This window comes from Ruegeria sp. YTSC106 (genome assembly GCF_059609765.1).
In genome coordinates this window covers 158,249-181,569 of record NZ_JBXWMI010000006.1, presented here as the reverse complement: position 1 = coordinate 181,569, position 23,321 = coordinate 158,249, and the positions used below count along the sequence as shown (strand labels likewise).

At 57.3% G+C, this 23,321-nt stretch carries 16 protein-coding genes; 14 read left to right on the top strand and 2 right to left on the bottom strand.

The features are described from left to right. Position 1: 1 nt before the first annotated feature. Positions 2-787 carry a 2-(1,2-epoxy-1,2-dihydrophenyl)acetyl-CoA isomerase PaaG gene (gene paaG, locus AC2FEB_RS10535; RefSeq protein ID WP_496884020.1) on the bottom strand — a complete coding sequence of 262 codons (786 nt, stop codon included), beginning with the start codon at positions 785-787 and terminating at the stop codon, positions 2-4. 103 nt (positions 788-890) lie between these two features. Between paaG and AC2FEB_RS10530 the strand changes: the two genes are divergently transcribed. The 6 genes from AC2FEB_RS10530 (at position 891) to paaZ (ending at position 9,263) form a co-directional block, all read left to right on the top strand. Continuing rightward, complete coding sequence (locus AC2FEB_RS10530) at positions 891-2,924, top strand: FAD-dependent oxidoreductase (protein ID WP_496884019.1); 2,034 nt, start codon at positions 891-893, stop codon at positions 2,922-2,924. Positions 2,925-2,994: 70 nt separating this feature from the next. After that, entirely contained in the window at positions 2,995-4,014 is a 1,020-nt protein-coding gene (locus AC2FEB_RS10525; protein ID WP_299897476.1) for a TRAP transporter substrate-binding protein, read from the top strand. Between the two features lie 57 nt (positions 4,015-4,071). Beyond that, entirely contained in the window at positions 4,072-4,575 is a 504-nt protein-coding gene (locus AC2FEB_RS10520) for a TRAP transporter small permease (protein ID WP_496851081.1), read from the top strand. Next, positions 4,575-5,927, top strand: coding sequence for a TRAP transporter large permease (locus AC2FEB_RS10515; RefSeq protein ID WP_496851079.1), 1,353 nt, complete (start codon positions 4,575-4,577; stop codon positions 5,925-5,927). Before AC2FEB_RS10520 ends, AC2FEB_RS10515 begins: the two co-directional genes overlap by 1 nt. Beyond that, positions 5,927-7,114: a cytochrome P450 gene (locus AC2FEB_RS10510; RefSeq protein ID WP_496672660.1), complete on the top strand. Its 1,188-nt coding sequence runs from the start codon at positions 5,927-5,929 to the stop codon at positions 7,112-7,114. Before AC2FEB_RS10515 ends, AC2FEB_RS10510 begins: the two co-directional genes overlap by 1 nt. Positions 7,115-7,232: 118 nt before the next feature. Further along, the gene (gene paaZ, locus AC2FEB_RS10505; protein ID WP_496672663.1) at positions 7,233-9,263 is read left to right on the top strand and encodes a phenylacetic acid degradation bifunctional protein PaaZ; all 2,031 of its coding nucleotides are present in this window, start codon (positions 7,233-7,235) and stop codon (positions 9,261-9,263) included. Between the two features lie 325 nt (positions 9,264-9,588). Here the strand turns inward: paaZ and AC2FEB_RS10500 are convergent, their stop codons facing one another. After that, positions 9,589-10,041: an Lrp/AsnC family transcriptional regulator gene (locus tag AC2FEB_RS10500; protein WP_171233299.1), complete on the bottom strand. Its 453-nt coding sequence runs from the start codon at positions 10,039-10,041 to the stop codon at positions 9,589-9,591. 115 nt (positions 10,042-10,156) lie between these two features. Here AC2FEB_RS10500 and AC2FEB_RS10495 point away from each other — a divergent pair, with 115 nt between their 5' ends. The 8 genes from AC2FEB_RS10495 to AC2FEB_RS10460 all read left to right on the top strand — a co-directional run bounded on the left by AC2FEB_RS10495 (position 10,157) and on the right by AC2FEB_RS10460 (position 23,319). Continuing rightward, positions 10,157-11,356, top strand: a complete 1,200-nt coding sequence (locus AC2FEB_RS10495; RefSeq protein WP_496672666.1) for a methionine gamma-lyase — start codon at positions 10,157-10,159, stop codon at positions 11,354-11,356. Positions 11,357-11,370: 14 nt separating this feature from the next. Continuing rightward, positions 11,371-13,806: a thiamine pyrophosphate-binding protein gene (locus tag AC2FEB_RS10490; RefSeq protein ID WP_496672668.1), complete on the top strand. Its 2,436-nt coding sequence runs from the start codon at positions 11,371-11,373 to the stop codon at positions 13,804-13,806. A gap of 333 nt (positions 13,807-14,139) precedes the next feature. Next, positions 14,140-16,116, top strand: a complete 1,977-nt coding sequence (locus AC2FEB_RS10485; RefSeq protein ID WP_496672671.1) for a DEAD/DEAH box helicase — start codon at positions 14,140-14,142, stop codon at positions 16,114-16,116. 224 nt (positions 16,117-16,340) lie between these two features. Then, on the top strand, positions 16,341-18,398 hold the full coding sequence (locus AC2FEB_RS10480; protein ID WP_496672674.1) for an adenylate/guanylate cyclase domain-containing protein: 2,058 nt from the start codon (positions 16,341-16,343) through the stop codon (positions 18,396-18,398). Between the two features lie 265 nt (positions 18,399-18,663). Continuing rightward, complete coding sequence (locus tag AC2FEB_RS10475; RefSeq protein WP_117873857.1) at positions 18,664-20,247, top strand: ABC transporter substrate-binding protein; 1,584 nt, start codon at positions 18,664-18,666, stop codon at positions 20,245-20,247. Between the two features lie 68 nt (positions 20,248-20,315). Then, positions 20,316-21,410 (top strand): M24 family metallopeptidase, encoded by a 1,095-nt coding sequence (locus tag AC2FEB_RS10470; protein ID WP_496672677.1) that lies wholly within the window; start codon positions 20,316-20,318, stop codon positions 21,408-21,410. Then, positions 21,410-22,417, top strand: a complete 1,008-nt coding sequence (locus AC2FEB_RS10465) for an ABC transporter permease subunit (protein WP_117873853.1) — start codon at positions 21,410-21,412, stop codon at positions 22,415-22,417. The genes AC2FEB_RS10470 and AC2FEB_RS10465 overlap by 1 nt, the downstream gene beginning before the upstream one ends. Beyond that, positions 22,417-23,319 carry an ABC transporter permease subunit gene (locus AC2FEB_RS10460; protein WP_496672680.1) on the top strand — a complete coding sequence of 301 codons (903 nt, stop codon included), beginning with the start codon at positions 22,417-22,419 and terminating at the stop codon, positions 23,317-23,319. Before AC2FEB_RS10465 ends, AC2FEB_RS10460 begins: the two co-directional genes overlap by 1 nt. The last annotated feature ends 2 nt before the right edge of the window (positions 23,320-23,321 follow it).

Sequence of the window (23,321 nt, the reverse complement as noted above, 5' to 3'; positions counted from 1 at the left end):
ATCAGCGCCCCTGGAAATTCGGTGCCCGCTTTTCAAGAAAACTGGATACGCCTTCGGCGTAATCCGCGCTTTCCCCGCAGGTCTTCATTGCGTCCGCTTCGATCTCAAGCTGATCCGAGAGGGACGTGGTGGCAGCGGTTTGAATGCACTGTTTGGTCAGCCCGAGCCCAAGGGTAGGGCCGTTTGCCAATTGCGCGGCAAGAACGCGCGCTTCGGTCATCAATTGATCGGCGGCCACTGCCTTCCAGATCAACCCCCAATCTTCGGCTTGTTTGGCCAGAAGGGGTTGGGCTGTCAGGGCCAGCCCCTTGGCGCGTGCCTCGCCCAACAGACGCGGCAAGTGCCAACTGCCGCCCGTGTCCGGAATCAGGCCCACCTTGGAAAAGCTCTGAATGAATTTAGCACTTTCCGCGGCCAGAACCATATCACAGGCCAGCGCAAGATTTGCACCCGCTCCGGCTGCTACTCCGTTCACGGCGCAGATCACCGGGATATTCATCGACCGGATCAAACGGACAAGAGGGCCATAGAACGTGCGTACCGTCTTGCTTAAATCCGGCGGGCCATCCATTTTCGACGGATCGCGATCACCGAGGTCCTGACCAGCACAAAAGCCACGCCCGGCACCGGTCAGCAATACCGCGCGGGCGCCGCCGTCGCGCGCGGCTTTCAGTGCATCCTGCAGCGCCATGTGCATTTCTTCATTGAACGAGTTCAACTTGTCCGGGCGGTTCAGGGTGATTTCGACCCAGTTCCCGTTGTCTTGTACAAGAATCGTATCGTTCATGACTGTCTCATCTGTTATCGTTTCAACTTAATCATTGCATTAACCGAACGGTTGGTCAATATATTAACCCGAACCGAATCTGAACCGATCAAAGGGATTGCAAATGTCGCAGTCGTCGCTGGTGAGCGTTGAATTTAAGGGCGACGTGGCGTGGGTCACAATTGACAACCCGCCGGTAAACGCGACGTCGACAGGTGTTCGCCAGGGGCTGTCTGACGCGGTTGATGCGGTCAAGGGCGCGCGCGTGGCCGTGCTGTGTTGCGCTGGTAAAACCTTTGTCGCGGGCGGCGACATGTCCGAATTCGACGCACCGCCGGTCGAGCCACATTTGCCTGACGTGGTTCAGAAAATCGAAGACAGCGAGGTTCCGTTCATCGCTTGCATGTATGGCAACGTGCTGGGTGGCGGGTTCGAAATCGCCATGGCCTGTGCATGGCGGATCGCAGCGCCGAGAACAGGTTTTGGCCTGCCGGAAGTCAATGTGGGTTTGATCCCCGGGGCAGGGGGCACACAACGATTGCCGCGTCTGGTCGGGATGCGGGCTGCAATTGACATGGCCTGTTCGGGCAAAATTCTCAAGGCAGAGACACTGGCCGAGCTTGGCGGCGTCGACCGCGTCGCCGAAGACCCCAAGAGTGCTGTTCTGGACTTGGTTGCCGACCTGCACGAACGCCCAATACCTGTCAGCCAGCGTGCTGTGGCGGAATTTGCGCCGGATCTGTTGAAGGCGAGCCGCCAGGCTTTGAAGAAGCGCGCCAAGGGTCAGAAATCGCCGTTGGAAAACCTGACGGCGCTTGGTTGGTCGGTTGAGCCATTTACCACCGCACAACCGAAAGAGCGCGCGCGCCATCTGGAGTTGCGCCAAAGCCCGGAAAGCCGCGCTTTGCGCTACGCGTTTTTTGCTGAACGTGCCGTGTCCAAACCTTCGTTGATCAAAGGGGTGGCCGCCCGTGACATAACACGGATAGCCGTTGTCGGAGGAGGATTAATGGGGGCAGGGATCGCAACTGCGGCCCTGAACGGCGGGCTGTCCGTGACGTTGATCGAGCGAGACGCGGACGCCGCGGCGGCAGCGCACGATCGGGTTGAGAGTCTGCTGCAAGGCTCGGTCAAGAGAGGTAAGATGTCCGAGGCGCAGCTTCGGGATCGCCTTGCTTCGTTTCGTGCGGTGAACCGGTATTCAGAAGCTGCGGATGCTGAACTGGCGATCGAGGCTGTTTTTGAAGACCTGTCCGTCAAGCAGCAGGTATTTGACGAGCTGGCCAGGCATATGAGCAGCGATGCGATTTTGGCCACCAATACGTCCTATCTGGACCCGCTCGAGATTTTCGCGGGCGTCGTTAATCAGACCCGTTGCATAGGTCTGCATTTCTTTAGCCCGGCCCATGTCATGAAGCTGCTCGAGGTCGTGCACACTCCGCAAACGTCTCCCGAAGTTGTCGCAACGGGATTCGCGCTTGGGAAAAAGCTCCGCAAGGTTTCGGTGCTGTCGGGTATCTGCGATGGGTTCATTGGGAACCGCATGTTGGCAGCCTATCGGCGCGCGGCCGATTATCTGCTGGCAGATGGGGCGCTTCCCTATCAGGTGGATCATGCGATGCGGGCGTTCGGGATGCCCATGGGTCCTTATGAGCTTCAGGACTTGACCGGTCTTCAAATTGCCTGGGCGAACCGCAAACGCAATGCAGCACACCGCGACCCGAATGAACGCTATGTCACCATCGCAGACCAGCTTTGTGAGATGGAGCGTTTTGGCCAGCGTACTGGCAAAGGGTGGTATCGCTACGAAGAAGGCAGTCGCGACCCAGTTCGGGATTCCGAAGTTGAGGCATTAATCGAAGCCTATTCTGACCAGCAGGGCATCACCCGGCGGGCTTTTTCGGACGAGGATATCTCTTCAAGACTGCTGGCGGTTCTGGCCAACGAAGGCGCTTTGATCATTGAAGAAGGGACCGCGGAAAACGCAGAAGCCGTCGATATGGTTCAAATCCATGGATACGGCTTCCCGCGCTGGAGAGGAGGGCCGATGAACTATTGCAATGAAATCGGAAACAGCCGGTCCAACGCAAATATGCTAACCGTAGCGAAAGAAAGCCCCGGTTCGTGGCGTGTCGCGGGTCGATCCGAAAACTATTAACATGTTGATGGTTACAAAAGTGACCATTAACGCATTCTCGAGTCATGTTTCACAGGGAGGAGACAAAACCATGAAATTCACCAAGTTGAGCACTCTTTTGGCCTCGGCCGCGATGGCCGTATCGGGCACAGTGGCACTGGCGGCGGATTATACGCTGACGATTTCCAGCTGGGCACCGCCAACCCACGGCATCAACGCGAAGATGTGGCCGAAATTCGTGGAAATGGTCGAAGAAGCTACCGACGGCAAAGTCACTGCAGAATTGAAGCTGGGAATTGCCCCGCCGCCGGCGCAGATGGACCTGATCATGGATGGCGCAGCGGATGCTTCGATCATCTTTCATGGATACCAGCCCGGTCGTTTCGTTACCACCAAGATGATTGAGCTGCCCGGATATGAGGGCTCGGCCGAAGCGGCCTCGGTCGCGTATTGGCGTACATACGACCAGTATCTCAAGGCGGCGGACGAACATCGCGGTGTTAAAGTGGTCGCGCTGCACACCCATGGCCCGGCACAGCTTCACTCCAGTAGCCCGGTGACCACGCTTGACGAAGTGGCGGGTCTCAAGGTTCGTATCCCAGGTGGTGTGGGCGGCGACGTCGGCACGGCGCTGGGCGCAACCGGAATCCAGGTACCTGCGCCGAAAGTATACGAGACACTCGCTTCGAAAGCTGCTGATGGTGTCGTCATGCCGTTTGAATCCCGCAAAGGCTTCAAGCTGACCGAAGTGGCGCAAAATGTCTATGAAGTTCCGGGTGGCCTGTATCGCGGGTCGTTTGCGTTTATCATGAACGAAGACACGTTTGCGGATCTGCCCGCCGATGTGCAGGCTGCTTTGGAAGAAAAGGTTTTCGGTGAACCGCTGAGCCGCGAAATCGGTAAAATCTGGGATGAGATCGACGCGATCGGCCGTGAGGCGACCGAACAGACCGAGGGCAACGCGATCAATGCAGCGTCCGCTGAAGATCTGGAAAAGTTCAATGCGATTGCTGCCGATGTGCGCGCCACGGTCATCGAAGAGGTCAATGGCACCGGTGTTGATGCGCAAGCCGCATATGACATGATCGTTAACGAAATGGCTGCTCAGTAACGCAGCCCGGCTGGCGGGGTTGACCCGCCAGCCATCTTCACCCGTTGGGGGCCAATCATGCAATCTATCGTGACCTTAGCGCGTCGCGTCAGTATCATTCCGACGGTGCTGGCCTGTGTGGCGCTGTTCATCCTGATGGTGATGACCTTTTTTGACGTTATCCTGCGCTCTGTCTTCAATGCTCCGATCGAGGCGGCAACCGAACTGACGCGGATTCTGATGGCGATCCTTGTGTTCTCGGTCTTGCCGATGATCTCGGCAGGGAAAGGGCAAATCGCAGTCGACCTGACGGATGGAATTTTCTCACGCTTGCGGCTGAGCAGAGCGCGCGATGCGATCGTCTATCTGGTGTCCGGCATCATGCTGATCTGGCCGATTCAGCGCGTCTGGATTTTGGCTGAACGTGCACGGGATTACGGCGACGTTACCGAATACCTTTCAATCCCGGTCTTCTATGTTGGTTGGTTCATCGCCGCCTTCACTGCAATCACGGCCGTTGCGATGTTCATCACCGGTCTTTTGTACATTTTTGCCCCCCAAACCTTGTCGGAGCACTCCTAATGACTGCCGCACTGATCGGTTTCGCCCTTGTCCTGGTTCTTGTGTTGGTACGCTTGCCCATTGTGTTTGCGATGGGTCTAGTGGGGACGCTTGGGTTTGCATATGAGCGCGGTGGCAGCATCCTGTCCGAGCGCGGACTGAAGGCCGCGATGTCGATGGTGGGTCGTCAGATTACGGACACGGCACAGGACTACGGCCTGTCGGTCGTGCCACTGTTCATCCTCATGGGCCTGTTCGTGAACAAGGGCGGGCTCGCGCGCGAACTATACGCGGTTTCAAACGCTTTTCTGGGTCACTTCCGCGGTGGTATCGCAATGGCGACGGTCGCCGCGTGCGGTGGCTTTTCGGCCATTTGCGGATCCTCGCTGGCAACGGCTGCGACCATGTCCAAAGTCGCGATGCCGGAAATGCGCCGCTATGGGTACGCGGATGAGCTGTCAACGGCGTCGATTGCCGCCGGTGGCACGCTGGGCATCCTGATCCCACCGTCGGTTATTCTGGTGATCTACGGCCTGCTGACCGAAACCTCGATCGGCAAACTTTTCGTTGCTGGCATCATCCCAGGCGTACTTGGTATCCTCTTTTATCTGTTCGCCGTGCGCTGGACTGTTTGGCGCAGGCCCGAGTCCGGCCCTGCAGGTGAACGCCACGGCTGGGGCGAGCGCCTTACGGCGTTGCGCTCGGTCTGGGCCGTGTTGCTGCTGTTCTTCCTGGTGATCGGCGGTTTGTACGGAGTGTTCGATTTCTATCCTCTGAACCTGACGTTCAGCCCGACCGAGGCTGCCGGTATGGGCGCGATGGGTGCATTCCTGATTGCATTGTCGCGCGGTGGGCTGACCCTTGGTTCGACCTTTGAAGTGCTGAAGGAAACCAGTTTCACCGCCGCGGCGCTGTTCTCGGTTCTGATCGGGGCGCAGATCTTCTCGAATTTCATCAACCTGGCTGGTCTGCCCGAAGCGTTGATCGCTCTGGTCACCGCGTATGAGGTGGAACCCTTCGTCGTGATCCTGATGATCCTCGGGATCTACATTATTCTGGGATGCGTCTTTGAATCGCTGTCGATGCTGTTGCTTACGGTGCCGATCTTTTTCCCATTGGTCACGTCAATGGGATATGATCCGATCTGGTTCGGCATTGTCGTTGTCGTCGTGACCGAGATCAGTTTGATCACGCCGCCCGTGGGCCTGAACGTGTTCATTCTGAAAGGCGTGGTCGGGGACGTATCGACCGGAACAATCTTCAAAGGAGTCACCCCGTTCTGGGTGGCAGACATCTTCCGTCTGGCCCTGATTGTTCTGGTGCCCTGGCTGGTTCTGGTCCTTCCCGAACAAATGGGAGCGATGGGTCACTGATGTTCTCTCTGACAGCGCTCCCGGACGGGTTTCATACGGATCCCTATCCAACCTACGCCGCGTTGCGCGAAGACACGCCCGTCTGCTGGCAGCCCGACGGATCGGTGATCCTGTCGCGATATGATGACCTGGATCTGGTTTACCGGGATACGGTGCGTTTCATATCGGATAAAAAGGCGGTTTTCGGCCCAAAATACGGGATCGACAGCCCGCTGTACGAACACCATACCACCAGCCTTGTGTTCAATGACCCGCCCCTGCATACCCGCGTCCGCAAGGTCATGGTTGGCGCGATGAACCCACGGGCGCTGGGGCAGATGGAACCGGGCCTGGTTCAACTTGTCGATGGGTTGCTGGACGAGATGCAAGCCAAGGGCCCGGTAGAATTGATCGAGGATTTCGCCGGGGCCATCCCGATCGAGATCATCGGCAACCTGCTTGGCATTCCCCGATCAGAACGCGGGCCTTTGCGGGATTGGTCTCTGGCCATACTGGGCGCATTGGAGCCTCAGTTGACGCCCGAGCAGGAAGAGTGGGGCAACCGCTCGGTTTCTGATTTCAAGGACTTTCTTCGGCACATCATTGAAGATCGCCGGGCCAACCCCGGAGATCCTGCGATGGATGTCCTGACACGGTTGATGCAGGATGACACCGATGGTGGCCTGACCGAGGTCGAGCTCTACCAGAACTGCATTTTCATTCTGAATGCGGGGCACGAGACCACCACCAACCTGATCGGCAACGCATTGGAACTGTTGGAACGGCACCGCGACAAACGGGCCGAGCTGCTGGCCAATCCGGATCTGATCAACACGGCGGTGGACGAGTTCCTGCGGCTGGAAAGCCCAAATCAATTTGGCAACCGTCTGACCACTGAAGATGTGACGTTCCATGGTCAGACCATTCCAGCAGGTACAGACATTCACCTGTGCATCGGCGCAGCCAATCGCGATCTGCGGCAGTTTGAACAACCTGATGAAGTTGTATTGGATCGACGCCCCAACAAGCATCATGCGTTTGCCGGAGGCCCCCATACCTGCGTTGGCCTGACCTTGGCGCGTATGGAGGGACGCGTGGCCGTCGGACGGTTTCTGGCGCGATTTCCGACCTATCGCATCACTGACGGCGCTGAACGAGGCGGACGCATTCGGTTTCGGGGTTTCGCGCGACTGCCAGCGCAAGTCTGAGATGTACGGTTTCGATTCCAATTCGCCAATTTATTGACCGACCGTACGGTTTATATTATGATTTCGTGAGACGGGCATACGGCCGCGCGAAGATCACACAGCAGATGAGGAGACGCTCATGACAATCCAACAGATTTCCAGCTTCGCAGCCGGTGAATGGGTTTCGCCCGGTGCGGGTGCCCGCAATATTACAAGCGCGGTCACAGGCGAGGTGATCGCCGCGGCCGGCAATAGCGCCTTGGATGTGCAGGGGATGCTGGACTATGCGCGCAATGTCGGTGGGCCGGCGCTGCGGAAGATGACGTTCCATGAACGGGCCAAGATGCTCAAAGCACTGTCCATTCATTTGGGTCAGCATAAGCAGGCAATGTATGACCTGTCTTTCAGCACAGGTGCTACACAGTCGGACCACTTGATCGACATTGACGGCGGCATCGGCACGATGTTCGTCTTCGCTTCGAAAGGCCGACGTGAGATGCCGGACGGACATGTCTACCTGGACGGTGAGGTTGAGCAACTGTCCCGCAACGGCACCTTTCTGGGGCAACACATCTGCACCCCGTTGCACGGCGTGGCGGTTCATATCAACGCGTTCAACTTTCCTGTCTGGGGGATGTTGGAAAAGCTGGCCCCGACACTCTTGGCAGGCGTTCCGGCCATCGTAAAGCCGGCAACGAACTCGTGCTACGTAACCGAACTATGCGTCCGGCTGATGCTGGACTCCGGCATTTTGCCTGCGGGCGCGTTGCAGCTGGTTTCGGGTGGTTTGGGCGATATGCTGGATCGTCTGACCATGCAGGACGTAGTCAGTTTCACCGGATCTGCAGAAACGGCGTCAAAACTGCGTTCCAACCCGGTGATTCTGGAGAATTCAGTTCGTTTCGTGGCCGAGCAGGACAGTCTGAACTGCTCGATCCTCGGCCCTGATGCCGAACCGGGCACGCCGGAATTCGACCTCTTCGTCAAAGAAGTCCAGCGCGAGATGACCACGAAGGCTGGGCAGAAATGTACCGCAATCCGTCGGATCATGGCCCCAGAGCCTCTGGTGCAGGCGGTGATCGAAGCCCTGTCCGCGAGGCTGGCCAAAACGGTCATCGGTGACCCTAGGCTGGAAACGACACGCATGGGTGCGTTGGTCTCGAACGGTCAGAAACGCGATGTCCTGGAAAAGGTGGCAATCATCGGGCAAGAAGCCGAACGCGTTTTCGGAAACCCTGATGATTTTGTGGTTGATGGGGCAGATGCCGAGAAAGGCGCGTTCCTGCCGCCGATGCTGTACCATTGTGCCAATCCGGATGCGGCCCGGCGTGTCCACGAAACCGAGGCTTTTGGCCCGGTCAGCACTGTGATGGGCTATCGCGATCTCGACCATGCGATCGAACTGGCAAATCGCGGGCAAGGGTCGCTGGTGGCGTCGGTCATAACCCGTGACGCCGATGTGGCACGGCACGTTGCCATGGGGGCAGGGGCTTATCACGGGCGCCTGTACTTCAACAATCGCGACTCGATGAAGGAATCTACCGGCCACGGCTCTCCGCTGCCGCATATGGTTCACGGCGGTCCCGGACGCGCTGGTGGCGGCGAGGAGATGGGCGGTGTGCGTGGCGTGAAGCATTACATGCAAAGGACAGCCATTCAGGGATCGCCCGATCTGCTGACCGCAATCGGGAACACATGGGTTCCCGGCGCGACCGAGGTCGAAGGACCAGCCCATCCGTTCACGCGCCGGTTCCATGAGCTGGCGATTGGCGAGACCATCCACACAGCGCCCCGTACAATCACGATGGAAGACATCGAACACTTTGCCAATTTCACCGGCGATACGTTCTACGCGCATATGGATCAGGCAGCGGCGGAACGGAACCCGTTCTTCCCGGGCCGAGTGGCCCATGGCTACCTGCTTTTGTCATTTGCAGCCGGATTGTTTGTTGAACCGAACGAGGGCCCGGTTCTGGCAAACACTGGCCTCGACGGATTGCAATTCATGAAGCCTGTCGAGGCGGAGGATACCATCAAGGTGCGGTTGACGGTCAAGGCCAAGACCAAGCGGAACGAAGAGTACGGCGAAGTCCGCTGGCATGTCACCCTGACTCAGCAGGATGATGAAATGGTCGCGGAATATGAGCTGTTGACGATGGTCGCCTACTAGGCCCGGAACCCATTGAATTTGGCAGGTCAGCGTGTTCACGGTTCGAAAAACGAGCGGTGAACATGTCTGATCTCTGGGATGCGCGCCTGAATCCAGGGTCGCAAACAGTGTTGGTTGCCTGCGAAGCACACCCAGCGGCCCAATCGCGTCAAGGCCATGTTTTACAGGCTCAAGGACTGGCGGCGTGTCGCAACCCTGTGCCACAGAGGCTCAAAGATCCACTCGCCCGCGTCGCCATCGTCATCTATTGGCTGTGAATCCTGATCCCAGCGCCTGTTAAACATGCACCTCAGCCTGAGTTCGCAGATTAAGCGGACGCGTTCCGTCAGGGCGGAAAAACAGCGGTCTTCTTTACCGTTCCATAAACAAAGCTTGTGTCGATCGAGGCAATCCCACCGATCGGGTGAATTCTGTTTCGAATGAACTCCTCATATGCCTCGAGATCCGATACCAGCACCCGCAACTGGTAGTCCATCGCCCCGGTCAGCACGTGGCATTCGAGAACTTCGTCGATCATCCGAACGCGTTTCTCGAAATTCTGAACGTCCGTTTCATTGTGCCGCTCCAACCGGATCCGGACAAAAACGGTAATGCCTATGCCGTACGCGGCGGCGTCCACATCTGCGCTGTAACCCTTTATGATTCCGCGAGCCTCGAGGTTCTTGACCCGGCGCAGACACGGCGATGGAGACAGGTTCACCTCGTCGGCAAGATCCTGGTTCGTCATGCGCCCGTCCTTTTGCAGCGCCCGAATGATTTGTCTGTCTTTATCGTCCATTTCAACCTCAATCTTGGCAGAAAGTGCCAATATTAATCGTATTCTTGGTATTATTTGCAAGCAAAAGCCCAAAGTAAAAGCTCAAACTGGCGTCAGCTTGAAACAGGAGCTTGCAATGACTCGTTCAACCGGATTTGCCACCCGCGCCATTCACCACGCTTATAACCCTTTGGAAAATGACGGCGCGCTTACGCCACCGCTGCATTTGACGTCCACGTTTACCTTCGAAACCGCAGAGGCTGGTGGAGAGATGTTCGCCGGTGAACGCGCAGGTCATATCTACAGCCGTATTTCGAACCCCACATGTGACCTTCTAGAACAACGCATTGCCGTGCTTGAAGGTGCCGAGGCCGGACTGGCCCTTTCCAGCGGCATGGGGGCGATAACGGCAGTGCTTTGGACCCTGCTGTCGCCAGGGGACGAAGTCATCGTGGACAAAACACTCTATGGCTGCACCTTCGCTTTCATGCGCCACGGTTTGGCAAAATGGGGGGTCAAAATCACCCATGTCGACATGACAGACCCCGAGAACCTGAAAGCGGCGGTTTCCGAGAATACCCGCGTTGTCTATTTCGAAACTCCGGCCAACCCGAACATGCGTCTGGTGGACATTGCCGCCAGCGCCGAGATTGCGCATTCGGCAGGCGCAACGGTTGTCGTCGACAACACCTATGCCAGCCCCTATCTGACCCGCCCAATCGAGCACGGGGCGGATATCGTTCTGCACTCTGCCACCAAATATCTCGGCGGGCATGGCGATGTGGTCGCCGGTCTGGTTGTTGGCACCGCCGAACAGATTGCCGAAATCCGCCTGGTCGGTATGAAGGATATGACCGGTGCGGTCATGGCCCCTTTCAACGCGATGCTGATCCTGCGCGGACTGAAAACACTGAACCTGCGTCTGGATCGTCACTGTGCGTCCGCCAGGGTCGTTGCAGATTTCCTCGAAGCCCATCCCGCCGTCGCCGAGGTTTATTTCCCCGGGCTGAAAAGCTTTGCCCAGCACGACGTCGCGCAGCGGCAAATGTCCCATTCCGGCGCCATGATCGCGTTCGAGATCAAGTCCGGCCTGTCCGGTGGGATTGAATTCATGAACCGCCTCAACATGATCCAGCGCGCGGTGTCCTTGGGCGATGCCGAAACGCTGATCCAGCACCCTGCATCCATGACTCATTCGACGTATACTCCGGAAGAACGGGCCGAACATGGGATCAGCGATGGTTTGATCCGTTTGTCCGTCGGGCTTGAAGATGTCGAAGATATCCTCGCAGACCTGGATCAAGCTTTGCCCTATCCTGCCCGCAGCGCCGCCTAAACCAGGAGACCGCCATGCACATTGATCCCACCCAGTTGAAGATCGTCGAACAGCGCTTGCTATGGTTGTCGCATTGGATGATCCACCATGCCAACCACATCCGGCCAAAGGTGGATGGGATCAAAGTTGGTGGCCATCAGGCATCGTCTGCTTCGATGGTGTCGATCATGACCGCGCTCTATTTTTCAGCGCTGCGCCCTGAAGACCGGGTGGCAGTCAAACCCCATGCCTCTCCGGTTTTTCATGCGATGCAATACCTCATGGGCAATCAAACCCGCGAGAAGATGGAAAATTTCCGTAGTTTTGGCGGTGTGCAAAGCTATCCCAGCCGGACCAAGGATATCGACGACGTTGATTTTTCCACCGGCTCGGTGGGTTTGGGTGTCGCGATCACCTCGTTTGCCTCGATCATTCAGGATTACATCAAGGCCAAAAGCTGGGGGGCAGACGCGCCAATGGGGCGAATGGTGGCCCTTGTTGGCGATGCCGAACTGGACGAAGGCAATGTGTATGAGGCTTTGCAGGAAGGCTGGAAGAACGACCTGCGCAATACGTGGTGGATCATTGACTACAACCGACAGTCACTGGACGGTATCGTCCGTGAAGGGCTGTTCGAACGGATCGAGAAAATCTTCGATGCGTTCGGTTGGGATGTCGTGCGCGTGAAATATGGGGTTCTGCAACGCGCGGCCTTTGAAGAACCGGGCGGCGAGCGCCTGCGCGACTGGATCGACGCGTGTCCCAATCAGGACTACTCGGCTTTGACCTTCATGGGTGGGGCGGTCTGGCGGCAGCGCCTCATGGATGATCTGGGTGATCAGGGGGATGTGACCGCTCTGATCGAACGGAGGACGGATGCCGACCTTGCGGCGCTGATGGAAAACCTTGGCGGCAACTGCGTCGAGACCATGGCACAGACATTTGCCGCCATCGATCATTATCGCCCGACATGTTTCCTTGCCTACACCGTCAAAGGATGGGGCACACCCATCGCGGGCCATAAGGACAATCACGGCGGGCTGATGAACAACAGTCAGTTCGCCGCGTGGCAGTCGCATATGGGCGTGCCAGAAGGCAAGGAATGGGAGCCGCTTGCGACAGTACAGAACCCAGAAAAGCTCAAGGATTTCCTCACGAATACGCCTTTCTTTGCCAAAGGTCAGCGCCGTTATTTTGATGACAAGTTGGATGTGCCACGGATCGAGGTCGACACCAGCCGTGAAATCTCGACCCAGATGGCGTTTGGCAAGATTCTTGACGATCTGTCAAAAGGCGACGGCCCGCTGGCAGAGCGCATCGTGACAACCTCCCCGGATGTCACCGGCACAACAAACCTGGGACCCTGGGTAAACAGGCGTAAGCTGTTTGCCCGATCCACGCAAGCCGACGCCTTCATTGAACACCGTATCCCATCGACTGCGAAATGGGAGTTCACGCCGGAAGGGCAGCATATCGAGCTTGGGATCGCCGAAATGAACCTGATGCTGCTTCTGGGCGCGGCGGGTCTGTCGCATTCCCTTTTCGGCAAGCGATTGATTCCGATTGGCACCGTGTACGACCCCTTTGTCAGTCGCGGCCTCGATGCGCTGAACTACGCCTGCTATCAGGATGCACGCTTTCTTCTGGTTGGAACGCCGTCGGGCGTCACGCTGGCGCCTGAAGGAGGCGCGCATCAATCCATTGGCACTCCGCTGATTGGGATGAGCCAAGACGGGCTGGCCGCATTCGAACCGGCCTTTGCTGATGAACTGGCGGTGATCATGGAATGGGCCTTCGACTATTTGCAACGCGACGGTGAAGGACAACCGGACGAGCGCACTTGGCTGCGAGACGAAACCGGTGGCTCCGTCTATCTGCGTCTGACGACCAACCCGATTGAACAACCGGGCAAACGCGTGGATGACGAGTTTCGACAGGGCGCCATTGACGGCGCATACTGGTTACGGAAACCGGGACCAAGTTGCGAAGTTGCAATCGTCTATCAGGGAGCGGTCGCGCCCGAAGCAATCAAGGCCGCTGGCATGATTGGTGAAGGCCGTCGCGATATCGGCGTAATGGCCGTGACGTCTGCGGATCGGCTGAATGCAGGGTGGACGGCGGCGCAACGCGCGCGCTCACGCGGCAACCCGGCAGCACTTTCCCACATCGAAACCCTGATGTCTGGCCTGCCGCCGCACTGCAATCTGGTCACCGTGATTGATGGGCACCCTGCAACATTGTCGTGGCTGGGCGCTGTGTGCGGTCATCAGACCATTCCGATGGGCGTCGAACACTTTGGTCAGACAGGAACGATCGGTGATCTCTATCGCCACCACTGTATTGACGCCGATGCCATCGTCGAAAAAGTGAATGGCTTGACCCGGGGTAGAGTTCTTTATTGGGCGACGGGGACTAGAGTTCGGTTCAATAAGATCAAGAACGAGCCCGCTCCGACCCTGTTTGGTCCGTAGAGGGTCGAAGAGGGCCGTGTCATCGAAGTGATCGGCATGATCGTGAACGTCCGGGGCGGAATTCTGACGTTCGACGTCAGTCATCCGCCGTCAATAATGTTAAACATTGAGACGGCGTTGCGGGAAAATTGACGCTGTCTGGTTCTGTCGGGGGGCGCGGCGTCCGATCCGCCTCGGTGTTCCCAACTGGGAAGCTTTTCGGCGAAAATGTCCGTATTCCTGTCTATACAATAGGGATGGCAACCGGTATGGGGCTGTCTTTACCCTTGGATGATCCGCTGATCGCAATTCCGCACAGCTTCTATCACCTGGCCGATACAAAGAACCACCACCGTGAAACAAACCATTGCAGATGCGCTAGCGCGCAAGGGCTATGAAACATTGACCCAAGTTCAGCGTGCTGTCACCCAGCCCGAGCTGGAAGGGCGTGACATGCTGGTATCGGCCCAGACCGGATCAGGGAAAACCATTGGGTTTGGACTTGCGATTGCGCACAGGGTGCTGGGGGAGGAAGAAACGCTCGGCAAGCCCGAAGCGCCGTTGGCGCTGGTTGTTGCGCCGACCCGGGAACTGGCACTGCAGGTGAAGCGGGAACTTGGCTGGTTGTATTCGGGGGCAGGTGCGTTTCTGGCCTCCTGCGTCGGGGGTATGGACATTCGGGATGAGCGTCGCGCATTGGCCAGAGGCGCCCATATCGTTGTGGCCACTCCGGGGCGACTTCGTGACCATATCAATCGGGGTTCAATCGATTTGACCGCTATCCGCGCGGTTGTACTGGACGAAGCCGATGAAATGCTGGATCTGGGGTTCCGCGAGGATCTTGAGTTCATCCTTGATGAAACACCTGCAGATCGTCAGACGTTGTTGTTTTCTGCCACTGTGCCACGCGCAATTGCCAATCTGGCCAAGCGGTATCAGCGCGACGCAGCGCGTGTGAGCACGGTCAGCGAACAGACACAGCACGCGGATATCGAGTATCGTGCCATGATGGTGGCCCCGCGTGACGGTGAAAACGCGATTATCAATGTGCTGCGGTATTACGAGGCCCCCAATGCCATCGTTTTCTGCAACACCCGTGCGATGGTTTCGCGCCTGACAGCGCGCCTGTCAAACCGGGGCTTTTCAGTCGTGGCCCTGTCCGGTGAATTGACCCAGAGCGAACGATCCAACGCGTTGCAAGCAATGCGCGATGGGCGAGCCCGCGTCTGCGTGGCAACCGATGTTGCGGCCCGCGGCATCGATCTGCCCAACCTTGATCTGGTGGTCCATGCCGAACTGCCCAACAGCCATGAAACACTGCTGCACCGTTCTGGCCGTACAGGCCGCGCTGGGCGCAAGGGTGTCAGTACACTGATCGTAGAGCCATCATCGCGCAAAAAGGCGGAGCGTATTCTGAAATTTGCCAAGCTGACAGCAGATTGGGGATCGGCCCCGTCCGCCGAAGAGGTGAACGATCGCGATCAGGCCCGGATGTTTGCATCAGAGGACTGGCAGGCTGAACTCACGGAAAGCGAACGCCCGTCGGTTGAGAAACTGATTGAAAGTTTTACGCCCGAACAAATCGCAGCCGCCTACCTCAGGCAATACAAACTGCGCCATTCCGCCCCGGAGGAGCTGTCAGCGGTCGATCAACGCGCGCCAAAACCGCGCGCATCTTTTGGCCCCAGCGTCTGGTTTTCAGTGTCCGAGGGGCGCAATCAGAACGCATCCCCACGTCACATGCTGCCGATGATATGCAAGGCGGGCGATCTCACGAAAGATGATATCGGAGCCATCCGGATTGCCGATGATGTAACCTATGTCGAAATCCGCGAAGGCAGTGTCGACAGATTTCTGACCAGCCTTGGTCCAGATATGAAGATAGAAGGGACCAAGGACCTTGTACGGTTGGACAAGGCACCAGACCTGTCGTCAACCGGTCGGCCCGGTCTTGATCGCAAGTTCAAAGGCAGGCCTTCGGGACAGAAAAGGGACGCTGCTCCGGCTGAGCGGAAAGCCCCTCGCCGCCAGCCCAAACCCGAGGCCCAGTCGGCAAAGACCGTGCGCGCAACAGAAACCCTCCGAGCGTCGGACGACGATACAAAAAGTAAGTTCAAGGCTTCGGGCGCAAAACCGAAAAAGCGCAAGGCCGGGAGCGTAGAGAAAAAGAGTGGTCACGCCAAGCCAGCCGGAGATGCCCCGAAAGGCCCACCGCCGCCGAAGGGCAAGCCAAGCAGCAAGAAGAACCGTGCACGCGCTGCGGCCACAAAGTCCGCCAAAGGTGGCAACGCAGTCCCCAAACGTCGCAAATCCCAGTCAGAAGGCTATTGAATTGAGGCACGGCCAAGGTCTGGCCTCTGGGCTTTGGCTAATGGCCGTCTGCGTGGATCATACTTCCCCTCGGATGAGGTGACCAACTGCTCTGAATTCCTGTCGGGGAAGACACATTAGCTTAACAGTTGCGTGATTTTGCAGGGCTGGAGCAAAGTAAGCTTTGCTCTTCTTGCGATCTCAATCGAATACTGTGGTACAAGTCAGGCTTTTGCGGGGTTTTCATGCGGTTTAGCGTCGGCATTGCTGTATCTATGCTGGTCGCCGTATCCATCGGTGTGTCGACATTTGTTGTTCATTCGCTGTGGTGGACGACCGCGCGTGACAACAGCCGCATGCTTGCAGCTGAGATCAACAGCCAGATTGCGAATGCCGTTCGCATCGAAGTCGGGGCAACCCTCAGATCCGCCGAAGCTGCATGGTCGGCGGTGCGCACGATCTTTGTACAGAATGTCATCGCAACACGGCAGGCCGATAAGCGAGAGTTCGTTTTTTTATCTCAGTTACAGGCGCAGCCGAATATCTCCTGGATTTTCTTTGGTTGGCCGGACGGCAATTTTTTCGCGTCGCATCGGTTGGGCGACAGCGGGCTTGAGATGATAGAGATCGACAAGGATATCCGCGACCGGAAACTGCGAACCGATCGGTATATTTTTATCCCCGGGGATATCCAGTTCGAAGAAAGGAAGTTCGCTCAGACGTCCTATGATCCTCGCGATCATGCCTGGTTCAGTAATTTTATGTCTCTGGACACGATGGGATGGATCGAAGCGCGCGATCTGCCGGGCAGTGACAAGACTGTATACGCATTCGCAGGACCGATTGATGCAAGCAGGACACGGCAGGGTGTCCTTGCGGTCGCAATCGAAACCGACCGTTTGTCACGGTTTCTGGCGACGCTCGAGCCTGGCGAATTTGGAGCCGCCTTTATTCTGGATGCCGATGGCAAAGTAATAGCTGTTCCCGACGCAAAAGCGGACGAAGTTACACCTGCGCGCATGGGCGAGGGCGAGCTATACGAGGTTGCCAAGATCTCGGGGGAAAAACTGTTGGGTGACCCGGATGGCAAAACTGCGGGCAGTTCGACGAAACGCGTGGTGATCGATGGCGTTCCTTATGCGGTAGCCCTTACGCCTTTGGGTTTTTACGGGTGGCGCGTCGCAACGGTCATTCCGGAATCGGCCTTCTTGTCGGGTATCGATGAAACCTTGATAGACTTGATCTATATCCTGATCGGGGTCGTGATCGTCTCAACCGCTCTGGCGATCTGGTTGATCCGTAGAATTGTGGCCAACCCATTGGCGCGCATCGCAGAAGACCTGAGCAAAATCGAACGCTTTGATGTCGAACACATTTCACGCAGGCCTTCCAACCTGTCCGAGCTGGCCAATCTGTCAGCAGCCACTGCCAGCATGGCCGCAGGGTTGTCCGCGTTCCGAAAATATGTGCCTACCGATCTGGTGAAGATGCTGGTCGCCGAGGGTATCAAGACACAGCCGGGCGGCGATATGAAGCAGATCTCCGTGTTGTTCTGTGATGTGACCGGATTCACCGGGTTGTCGGAAAAGCTCGGCCCCAAAATCATCCAGTTGATGGAGCCTTTTTTCACGGCGGCAGCCGCAGCCGTCGCGCGCCATGATGGGACGATCGATAAATTCATGGGTGACGCGGTTATGGCGATCTGGGGGGCGCCGCGTATGGATGCCCTCCATGCCGAGAATGCCTGCCGCGCGGCACTGGATCTTGTCGCGACCGTGGAAGATGCGGGCATCGAGGACGAGGCAGGAAATTCCCTGCGTGTCAGGATCGGGCTAAACAGCGGTGAAGCTTTGGTTGGCAACATTGGGTCAGAACAGCGGTTGAATTACACCGCTATAGGTGACGTTGTGAATGTTGCCAGCCGTTTGGAAGGGGCGAACAAGGATTATGGCACACGCATTCTGATTGGTCCCGAGACGAGGCGCGAAGCGGCGGAAGCAATTGTCGTGCGAGAGCTGGACACGCTTACAGTTTTCGGACGGACCGAAGAACTGGTCGTCTATGAACTGATTGCGATGGCCGATAGTTTTGAGGGATCATTTGAGTGGATTGAGACATACGAAAAAGGTCTTGCGTATTATCGAGCAGGCCGCTTCGAGCAGGCCATAGCATTGTTTGAGGTGGCCGATGAAGAACGGGGCGGGGATCCTGCGTCCGCAGCCATGAAGGGGCGCGCAGCAAAGCTTTTGGCAAGCCCTCCTTCACAAGATTGGCGCGCGGTTACTCATACAAACAAAAAGTGAGCGCTCGGACAATGAGTGTCTGCGATCACCACCCACGGAACAGAATAGGCTAATTGCGTATAGGAGATAAGAATGAAATTCCGGACACAGTTAGCGGCGGCAGAAACGGTCGTCAGAGACATCCGCAGAAAGACACTGTTGACATTATATTTTGTATTTTGGATACATTAAGCAGAAGGATCGCAACGACCTATGCTGTCACTGAATGCTCTGACGACAAAGAGCCATGCGATTGTCTTGAAAAGTCCTTTTCTGGGAGAAAATCATGAAACTCAAACTTCTGGCCGCAACCACTGCGATCGCTCTGACGGGTGCCGTGGCGCAGGCTAATACTCTGGTTTATTGTTCCGAAGGATCGCCTGAAGGGTTCGATCCTGCACTATACACCGCAGGCACAACCTTTGATGCCTCTTCACATCCGATCTACAATCGGTTGCTTGAATTTGAAACTGGCACGACCAATGTGGTCCCCGGTCTGGCTGAAAGTGTCGAGGCCAGCGATGACGGTCTGGAATACACTTTCAAATTGCGTCAGGGCGTCAAGTTCCATTCGAACGAAGAATTTACTCCGACCCGCGATTTCAATGCGGATGACGTGATTTTTTCGTTCATGCGTCAGAAAGACGAAACCCATCCTTATCATCAAATATCGGGTGGAACCTGGGAGTATTTCCAGGGAATGGGGATGCCTGATCTGGTCGAGTCCATCGAAAAAATCGATGACTACACAGTGAAATTTACTCTGTCCAAACCAGAAGCGCCATTTGTCGCCAATATGGCGATGGACTTTGCTTCGATCGTGTCCGCGGAATATGCCGAGGCAATGATGGAGGCCGGAACGCCGGAAAAACTGAATACAGCACCCATCGGTACCGGACCATTCTCGTTTGTGGCTTATCAAAAAGACGCGGTGATCCGTTACGCGGCCAATGGCGAGTATTGGAAAGACCCGGCGCAGGTCGAAAACCTGATCTTTGCCATCACACCGGATGCATCTGTGCGTTATCAAAAGCTGAAAGCCGGCGAATGTCACGTGATGCCCTATCCGAACCCTGCTGACATTCAGGCAATGAAGGATGATCCGGACATAAGCATGTTGGAACAAGAGGGCCTGAACGTCGGATATCTGGCCTACAACACCACGATGGCGCCGTTCGACAATCCGAAGGTGCGTAAAGCGCTGAACATGGCGATCGACAAGCAGGCGATCATCGACGTGGTCTTCCAGGGCTCGGGCCAGGTGGCCAAGAACCCGATCCCGCCTACCATGTGGGGCTACAATGACGCCATCGTGGACGATCCCTATGATCCCGAAGCTGCCAAAGCGATGCTGGAGGCCGAAGGTATTTCGGACCTGTCGATGAAAATCTGGGCAATGCCTGTCCAGCGCCCCTACAACCCGAATGCCCGTCGTATGGCCGAGCTTATCCAGGCGGATTTCGCCAAGGTCGGTGTGGGTGTTGAAGTCGTCTCGTACGAATGGGGTGAATACCTGTCTCGCTCGAAAGAACTGAACCGGGACGGTGCCGTTCTGCTGGGCTGGACCGGGGACAATGGCGACCCGGATAACTTCCTGGCGGTTTTGCTGGGCTGTGACGGGGTCGAAGCATCCAACCGGGCGCAGTGGTGTCACCAGCCCTTCGAAGACCTGATCCTGAAGGCCAAGCAAAGCACGGATCAGGCCGAGCGGACCAAACTGTACGAAGAAGCGCAGGTTGTGTTCAAAGAGCAGGCTCCGTGGGCAACCATCGCGCATTCAGTTGTTTACATGCCGATGAGCAACAAGGTGCAAGGCTATAAAGTGCACCCGCTGGGCGGCCACATCTTCTATGGTGTGAGCGTCGAATAAACCACCACTCACCAACCGGAGCCGCCTGATTGGTGGCTCCGGCTTTCTTATTGAGGAGGTCGGGCTGAATGCCGGATTTGTCCGAATACCGCCAATTGGCAATGGATATGTCAGTGGACGCAGTGGCCCTGGTGCCCGGTCCGAATTTCACCCGTGCATTGGGCAAATCCTTCATGAGCCACGAGCGCCCTTTTGTCGTGGTGATTCCGGCCGTGGGTGATCCGGCGGCGATCGTGCCCAATCTGGAACTCGCCTCATGGGATCTGGTCGGATTTGAGGGTGCCGCGTTCGACTGGCGCGATCAGACCGGCTATGACGCTGCCTTTTCCACGCTGGCAGCGCATAATCCGATCAGATCGTTGGCTGTCGAAGGTCAGGTGATGCGGGTTTTCGTGTCAGACGCGTTTACCCGCGCAATTCCGGATCTGCGGATTGTGGACGCCGAACGCGAAATCTCAGGCCTTCGCATCATCAAAACCGAAGAAGATATCGCCGCGCTGCAAGCGGCCATCGATATTTCGGAACGCGCGTTGGAGCGTGTGGTTGCGGGTGTTCGTGCAGGTCAGACCGAAAAACAGATCGAGCAGTCGCTGATACAGGCGCTTTTTGCGGAAGGCGCCGAGTCGCTGGCCTTTTCCCCCATCGTGGCTGCGGGGGACAACTCGGCACGACCGCACGGAAAGGCGCGCGCCGACTACCGGATCAAGGCAGGCGACGCCTTGCTGTTCGACTTTGGCGCTCGAAAGCATGGTTTTGCGGCCGACATCACGCGAACTTTTTTCGTTCAGGACGTCCCGGACGAAGGCCGGGACGTCTACGACACGGTTTTGCGCGCCAACAAAGCCGGGTTCGAAGCCTGCCGCCCCGGCGTGACAGCGCATGACATCGACGACGCCGTCACAAGCGTGCTTGAGGCCTCGCCCTTTGCCGATCGTATCCGGACCAAGACAGGTCACGGTCTGGGCCGGGATGTGCATGAGGCGCCGTATATCATGCGCGGCAACAGTCAGATAATCCTGCCGGGCATGGTCTGGACCAACGAACCCGGTCTGTATGAATTGGACAAGTTCGGCGTTCGCATAGAAGATGATGTTCTTGTCACCGGGGATGGCTGTCGGTCACTGACCCGCTTTCCCAAAGAACTTACAATTATAGGTCGCTGATGCTTGGCTATTTCCTTACCCGTCTTGGCCTGTTTGTTCCGACATTTCTGGGCGTGACGCTGATTTCGTTCATGTTCATCCGGGTGCTGCCCGGCGATCCGATCATCGTGATGGCCGGTGAACGCGGCATGACGGAAGAACGTTATCAGGAAATGGTCGAAAAGCTGGGTTTCGACAAGCCGGTGTTGCAGCAGTATTGGGAATACCTCACCGGAGTCCTTCAAGGTGATCTGGGCGAAAGCTTTGTCACCAGGAAACCCGTATGGGATGAGTTCTTTTCGCTGTTCCCCGCAACGCTGGAGTTGTCCCTGTGCGCCATGATCTTCGCCGTTGCGCTGGGTCTGCCGGCAGGTGTGATCGCGGCGGTGAACCGAGGGAAGTTCTTTGACCGGGCGCTGATGTCCTCGGCGCTAGTCGGATACTCGATGCCCATCTTCTGGTGGGCGCTGCTGTTGATCATTGTATTCTCGGGCAATCTGGGCTGGACGCCGGTCTCGGGTCGGATCGACCTGTTGTATTACTTTCCCAGCGTCACCGGCTTTATGCTGATCGACAGCCTGTTGTCGGGTCAGGAAGGGGCATTCGGATCAGCCGTGCGCCACCTGATTTTGCCGACGATTGTGCTGGGGACTATTCCGCTGGCGGTTATCGCACGCCAGACCAGGTCGGCGATGTTGGAAGTTCTGGGCGAAGACTACATCCGCACCGCGCGCGCCAAGGGTTTGTCGCCAACGCGGATCAACGGGTTGCACGCGCTGCGTAACGCGCTGATTCCGGTTGTCACGGTGATCGGCCTGTCGGTGGGCACGTTGCTGGCAGGAGCCATCCTGACCGAAACCATCTTCAGCTGGCCGGGCATAGGAAAGTGGATGGTCGACAGCATTTTCCGCCGAGACTACCCGGTTGTTCAGGGCGGATTGCTGATGATCGCGGTGATCGTGATGCTGGTGAACCTGCTGGTCGATGTCCTTTATGGCATCATCAACCCCAAAATTCGGAGGCGGTGATGGCCGAACTATCCTCAACTCCGCCCAGAACGGAAGACCGCCCCAGCGCCCTGCGCGAGTTTTGGTATTACTTCAGCGAAAACCGCGGTGCTGTCATTGGGCTGTGGGTTTTTGCCGCTTTTGTATTCTGCGCCGCTTTTGCGCCCCTTCTGGCCCCATATGACCCAACCGAACAGTTCCGCGACCACATCCTGCAGCCGCCTGCATGGCAGCAGGGCGGAAGCTGGGCTTTCCCGTTGGGTACGGATCCGCTGGGTCGCGATATGCTGTCGCGCCTGATCATGGGCTCACGCTATTCCTTCTTTGTCGGGATCGTTGTCGTCTGTGTGGCCGTGTCTGGCGGCGTGATGGTGGGCCTGCTGTCGGGCTTTGCCCCCAAATGGATCGATACGCTGATCATGCGGGTGATGGATATCGTTCTGGCCTTTCCGTCGCTGCTGTTGGCACTGGTGCTGGTGGCCATCCTTGGCCCGTCGCTGACCAACGCGATGATTGCCATCGCCATTGTTTTCCAACCCCACTACGTGCGCCTGACCCGCGCGTCGGTTCTGGCGGAACGTCAGAAGGATTATGTCACTTCGGCGCGTGTGGCCGGTGCTGGCAGATCACGGCTGATGTTCATCACCGTGCTGCCCAATTGTCTGGCACCCATCATCGTACAGGCGGCGTTGTCCTTCTCGACAGCGATTCTGGACGCAGCCGCCCTGGGCTTTCTGGGCATGGGCGCACAGCCGCCCACGCCGGAATGGGGCACCATGCTGGCCGAAGCGCGCGAATTCATTCTACGCGCCTGGTGGGTGGTTACCTTCCCCGGTCTGGCAATCCTTGTCACCGTACTTGCCATCAACCTGATGGGCGACGGCCTGCGCGATGCGCTGGACCCGAAACTGAAACGGAGCTGATC

Bases quoted from the DNA above. Each gene is read 5' to 3' on its own strand.
- AC2FEB_RS10530 (WP_496884019.1), top strand. From the start codon at position 891: ATGTCGCAGTCGTCGCTGGTGAGCGTTGAATTTAAGGGCGACGTGGCG.
- AC2FEB_RS10460 (WP_496672680.1), top strand. From the start codon at position 22,417: ATGGCCGAACTATCCTCAACTCCGCCCAGAACGGAAGACCGCCCCAGC.
- AC2FEB_RS10525 (WP_299897476.1), top strand. From the start codon at position 2,995: ATGAAATTCACCAAGTTGAGCACTCTTTTGGCCTCGGCCGCGATGGCC.
- AC2FEB_RS10490 (WP_496672668.1), top strand. From the start codon at position 11,371: ATGCACATTGATCCCACCCAGTTGAAGATCGTCGAACAGCGCTTGCTA.
- AC2FEB_RS10515 (WP_496851079.1), top strand. From the start codon at position 4,575: ATGACTGCCGCACTGATCGGTTTCGCCCTTGTCCTGGTTCTTGTGTTG.
- AC2FEB_RS10465 (WP_117873853.1), top strand. From the start codon at position 21,410: ATGCTTGGCTATTTCCTTACCCGTCTTGGCCTGTTTGTTCCGACATTT.
- paaZ (WP_496672663.1), top strand. From the start codon at position 7,233: ATGACAATCCAACAGATTTCCAGCTTCGCAGCCGGTGAATGGGTTTCG.
- AC2FEB_RS10500 (WP_171233299.1), bottom strand. From the start codon at position 10,041: ATGGACGATAAAGACAGACAAATCATTCGGGCGCTGCAAAAGGACGGG.
- AC2FEB_RS10475 (WP_117873857.1), top strand. From the start codon at position 18,664: ATGAAACTCAAACTTCTGGCCGCAACCACTGCGATCGCTCTGACGGGT.
- AC2FEB_RS10470 (WP_496672677.1), top strand. From the start codon at position 20,316: ATGCCGGATTTGTCCGAATACCGCCAATTGGCAATGGATATGTCAGTG.
- AC2FEB_RS10495 (WP_496672666.1), top strand. From the start codon at position 10,157: ATGACTCGTTCAACCGGATTTGCCACCCGCGCCATTCACCACGCTTAT.
- paaG (WP_496884020.1), bottom strand. From the start codon at position 787: ATGAACGATACGATTCTTGTACAAGACAACGGGAACTGGGTCGAAATC.
- AC2FEB_RS10520 (WP_496851081.1), top strand. From the start codon at position 4,072: ATGCAATCTATCGTGACCTTAGCGCGTCGCGTCAGTATCATTCCGACG.
- AC2FEB_RS10510 (WP_496672660.1), top strand. From the start codon at position 5,927: ATGTTCTCTCTGACAGCGCTCCCGGACGGGTTTCATACGGATCCCTAT.
- AC2FEB_RS10480 (WP_496672674.1), top strand. From the start codon at position 16,341: ATGCGGTTTAGCGTCGGCATTGCTGTATCTATGCTGGTCGCCGTATCC.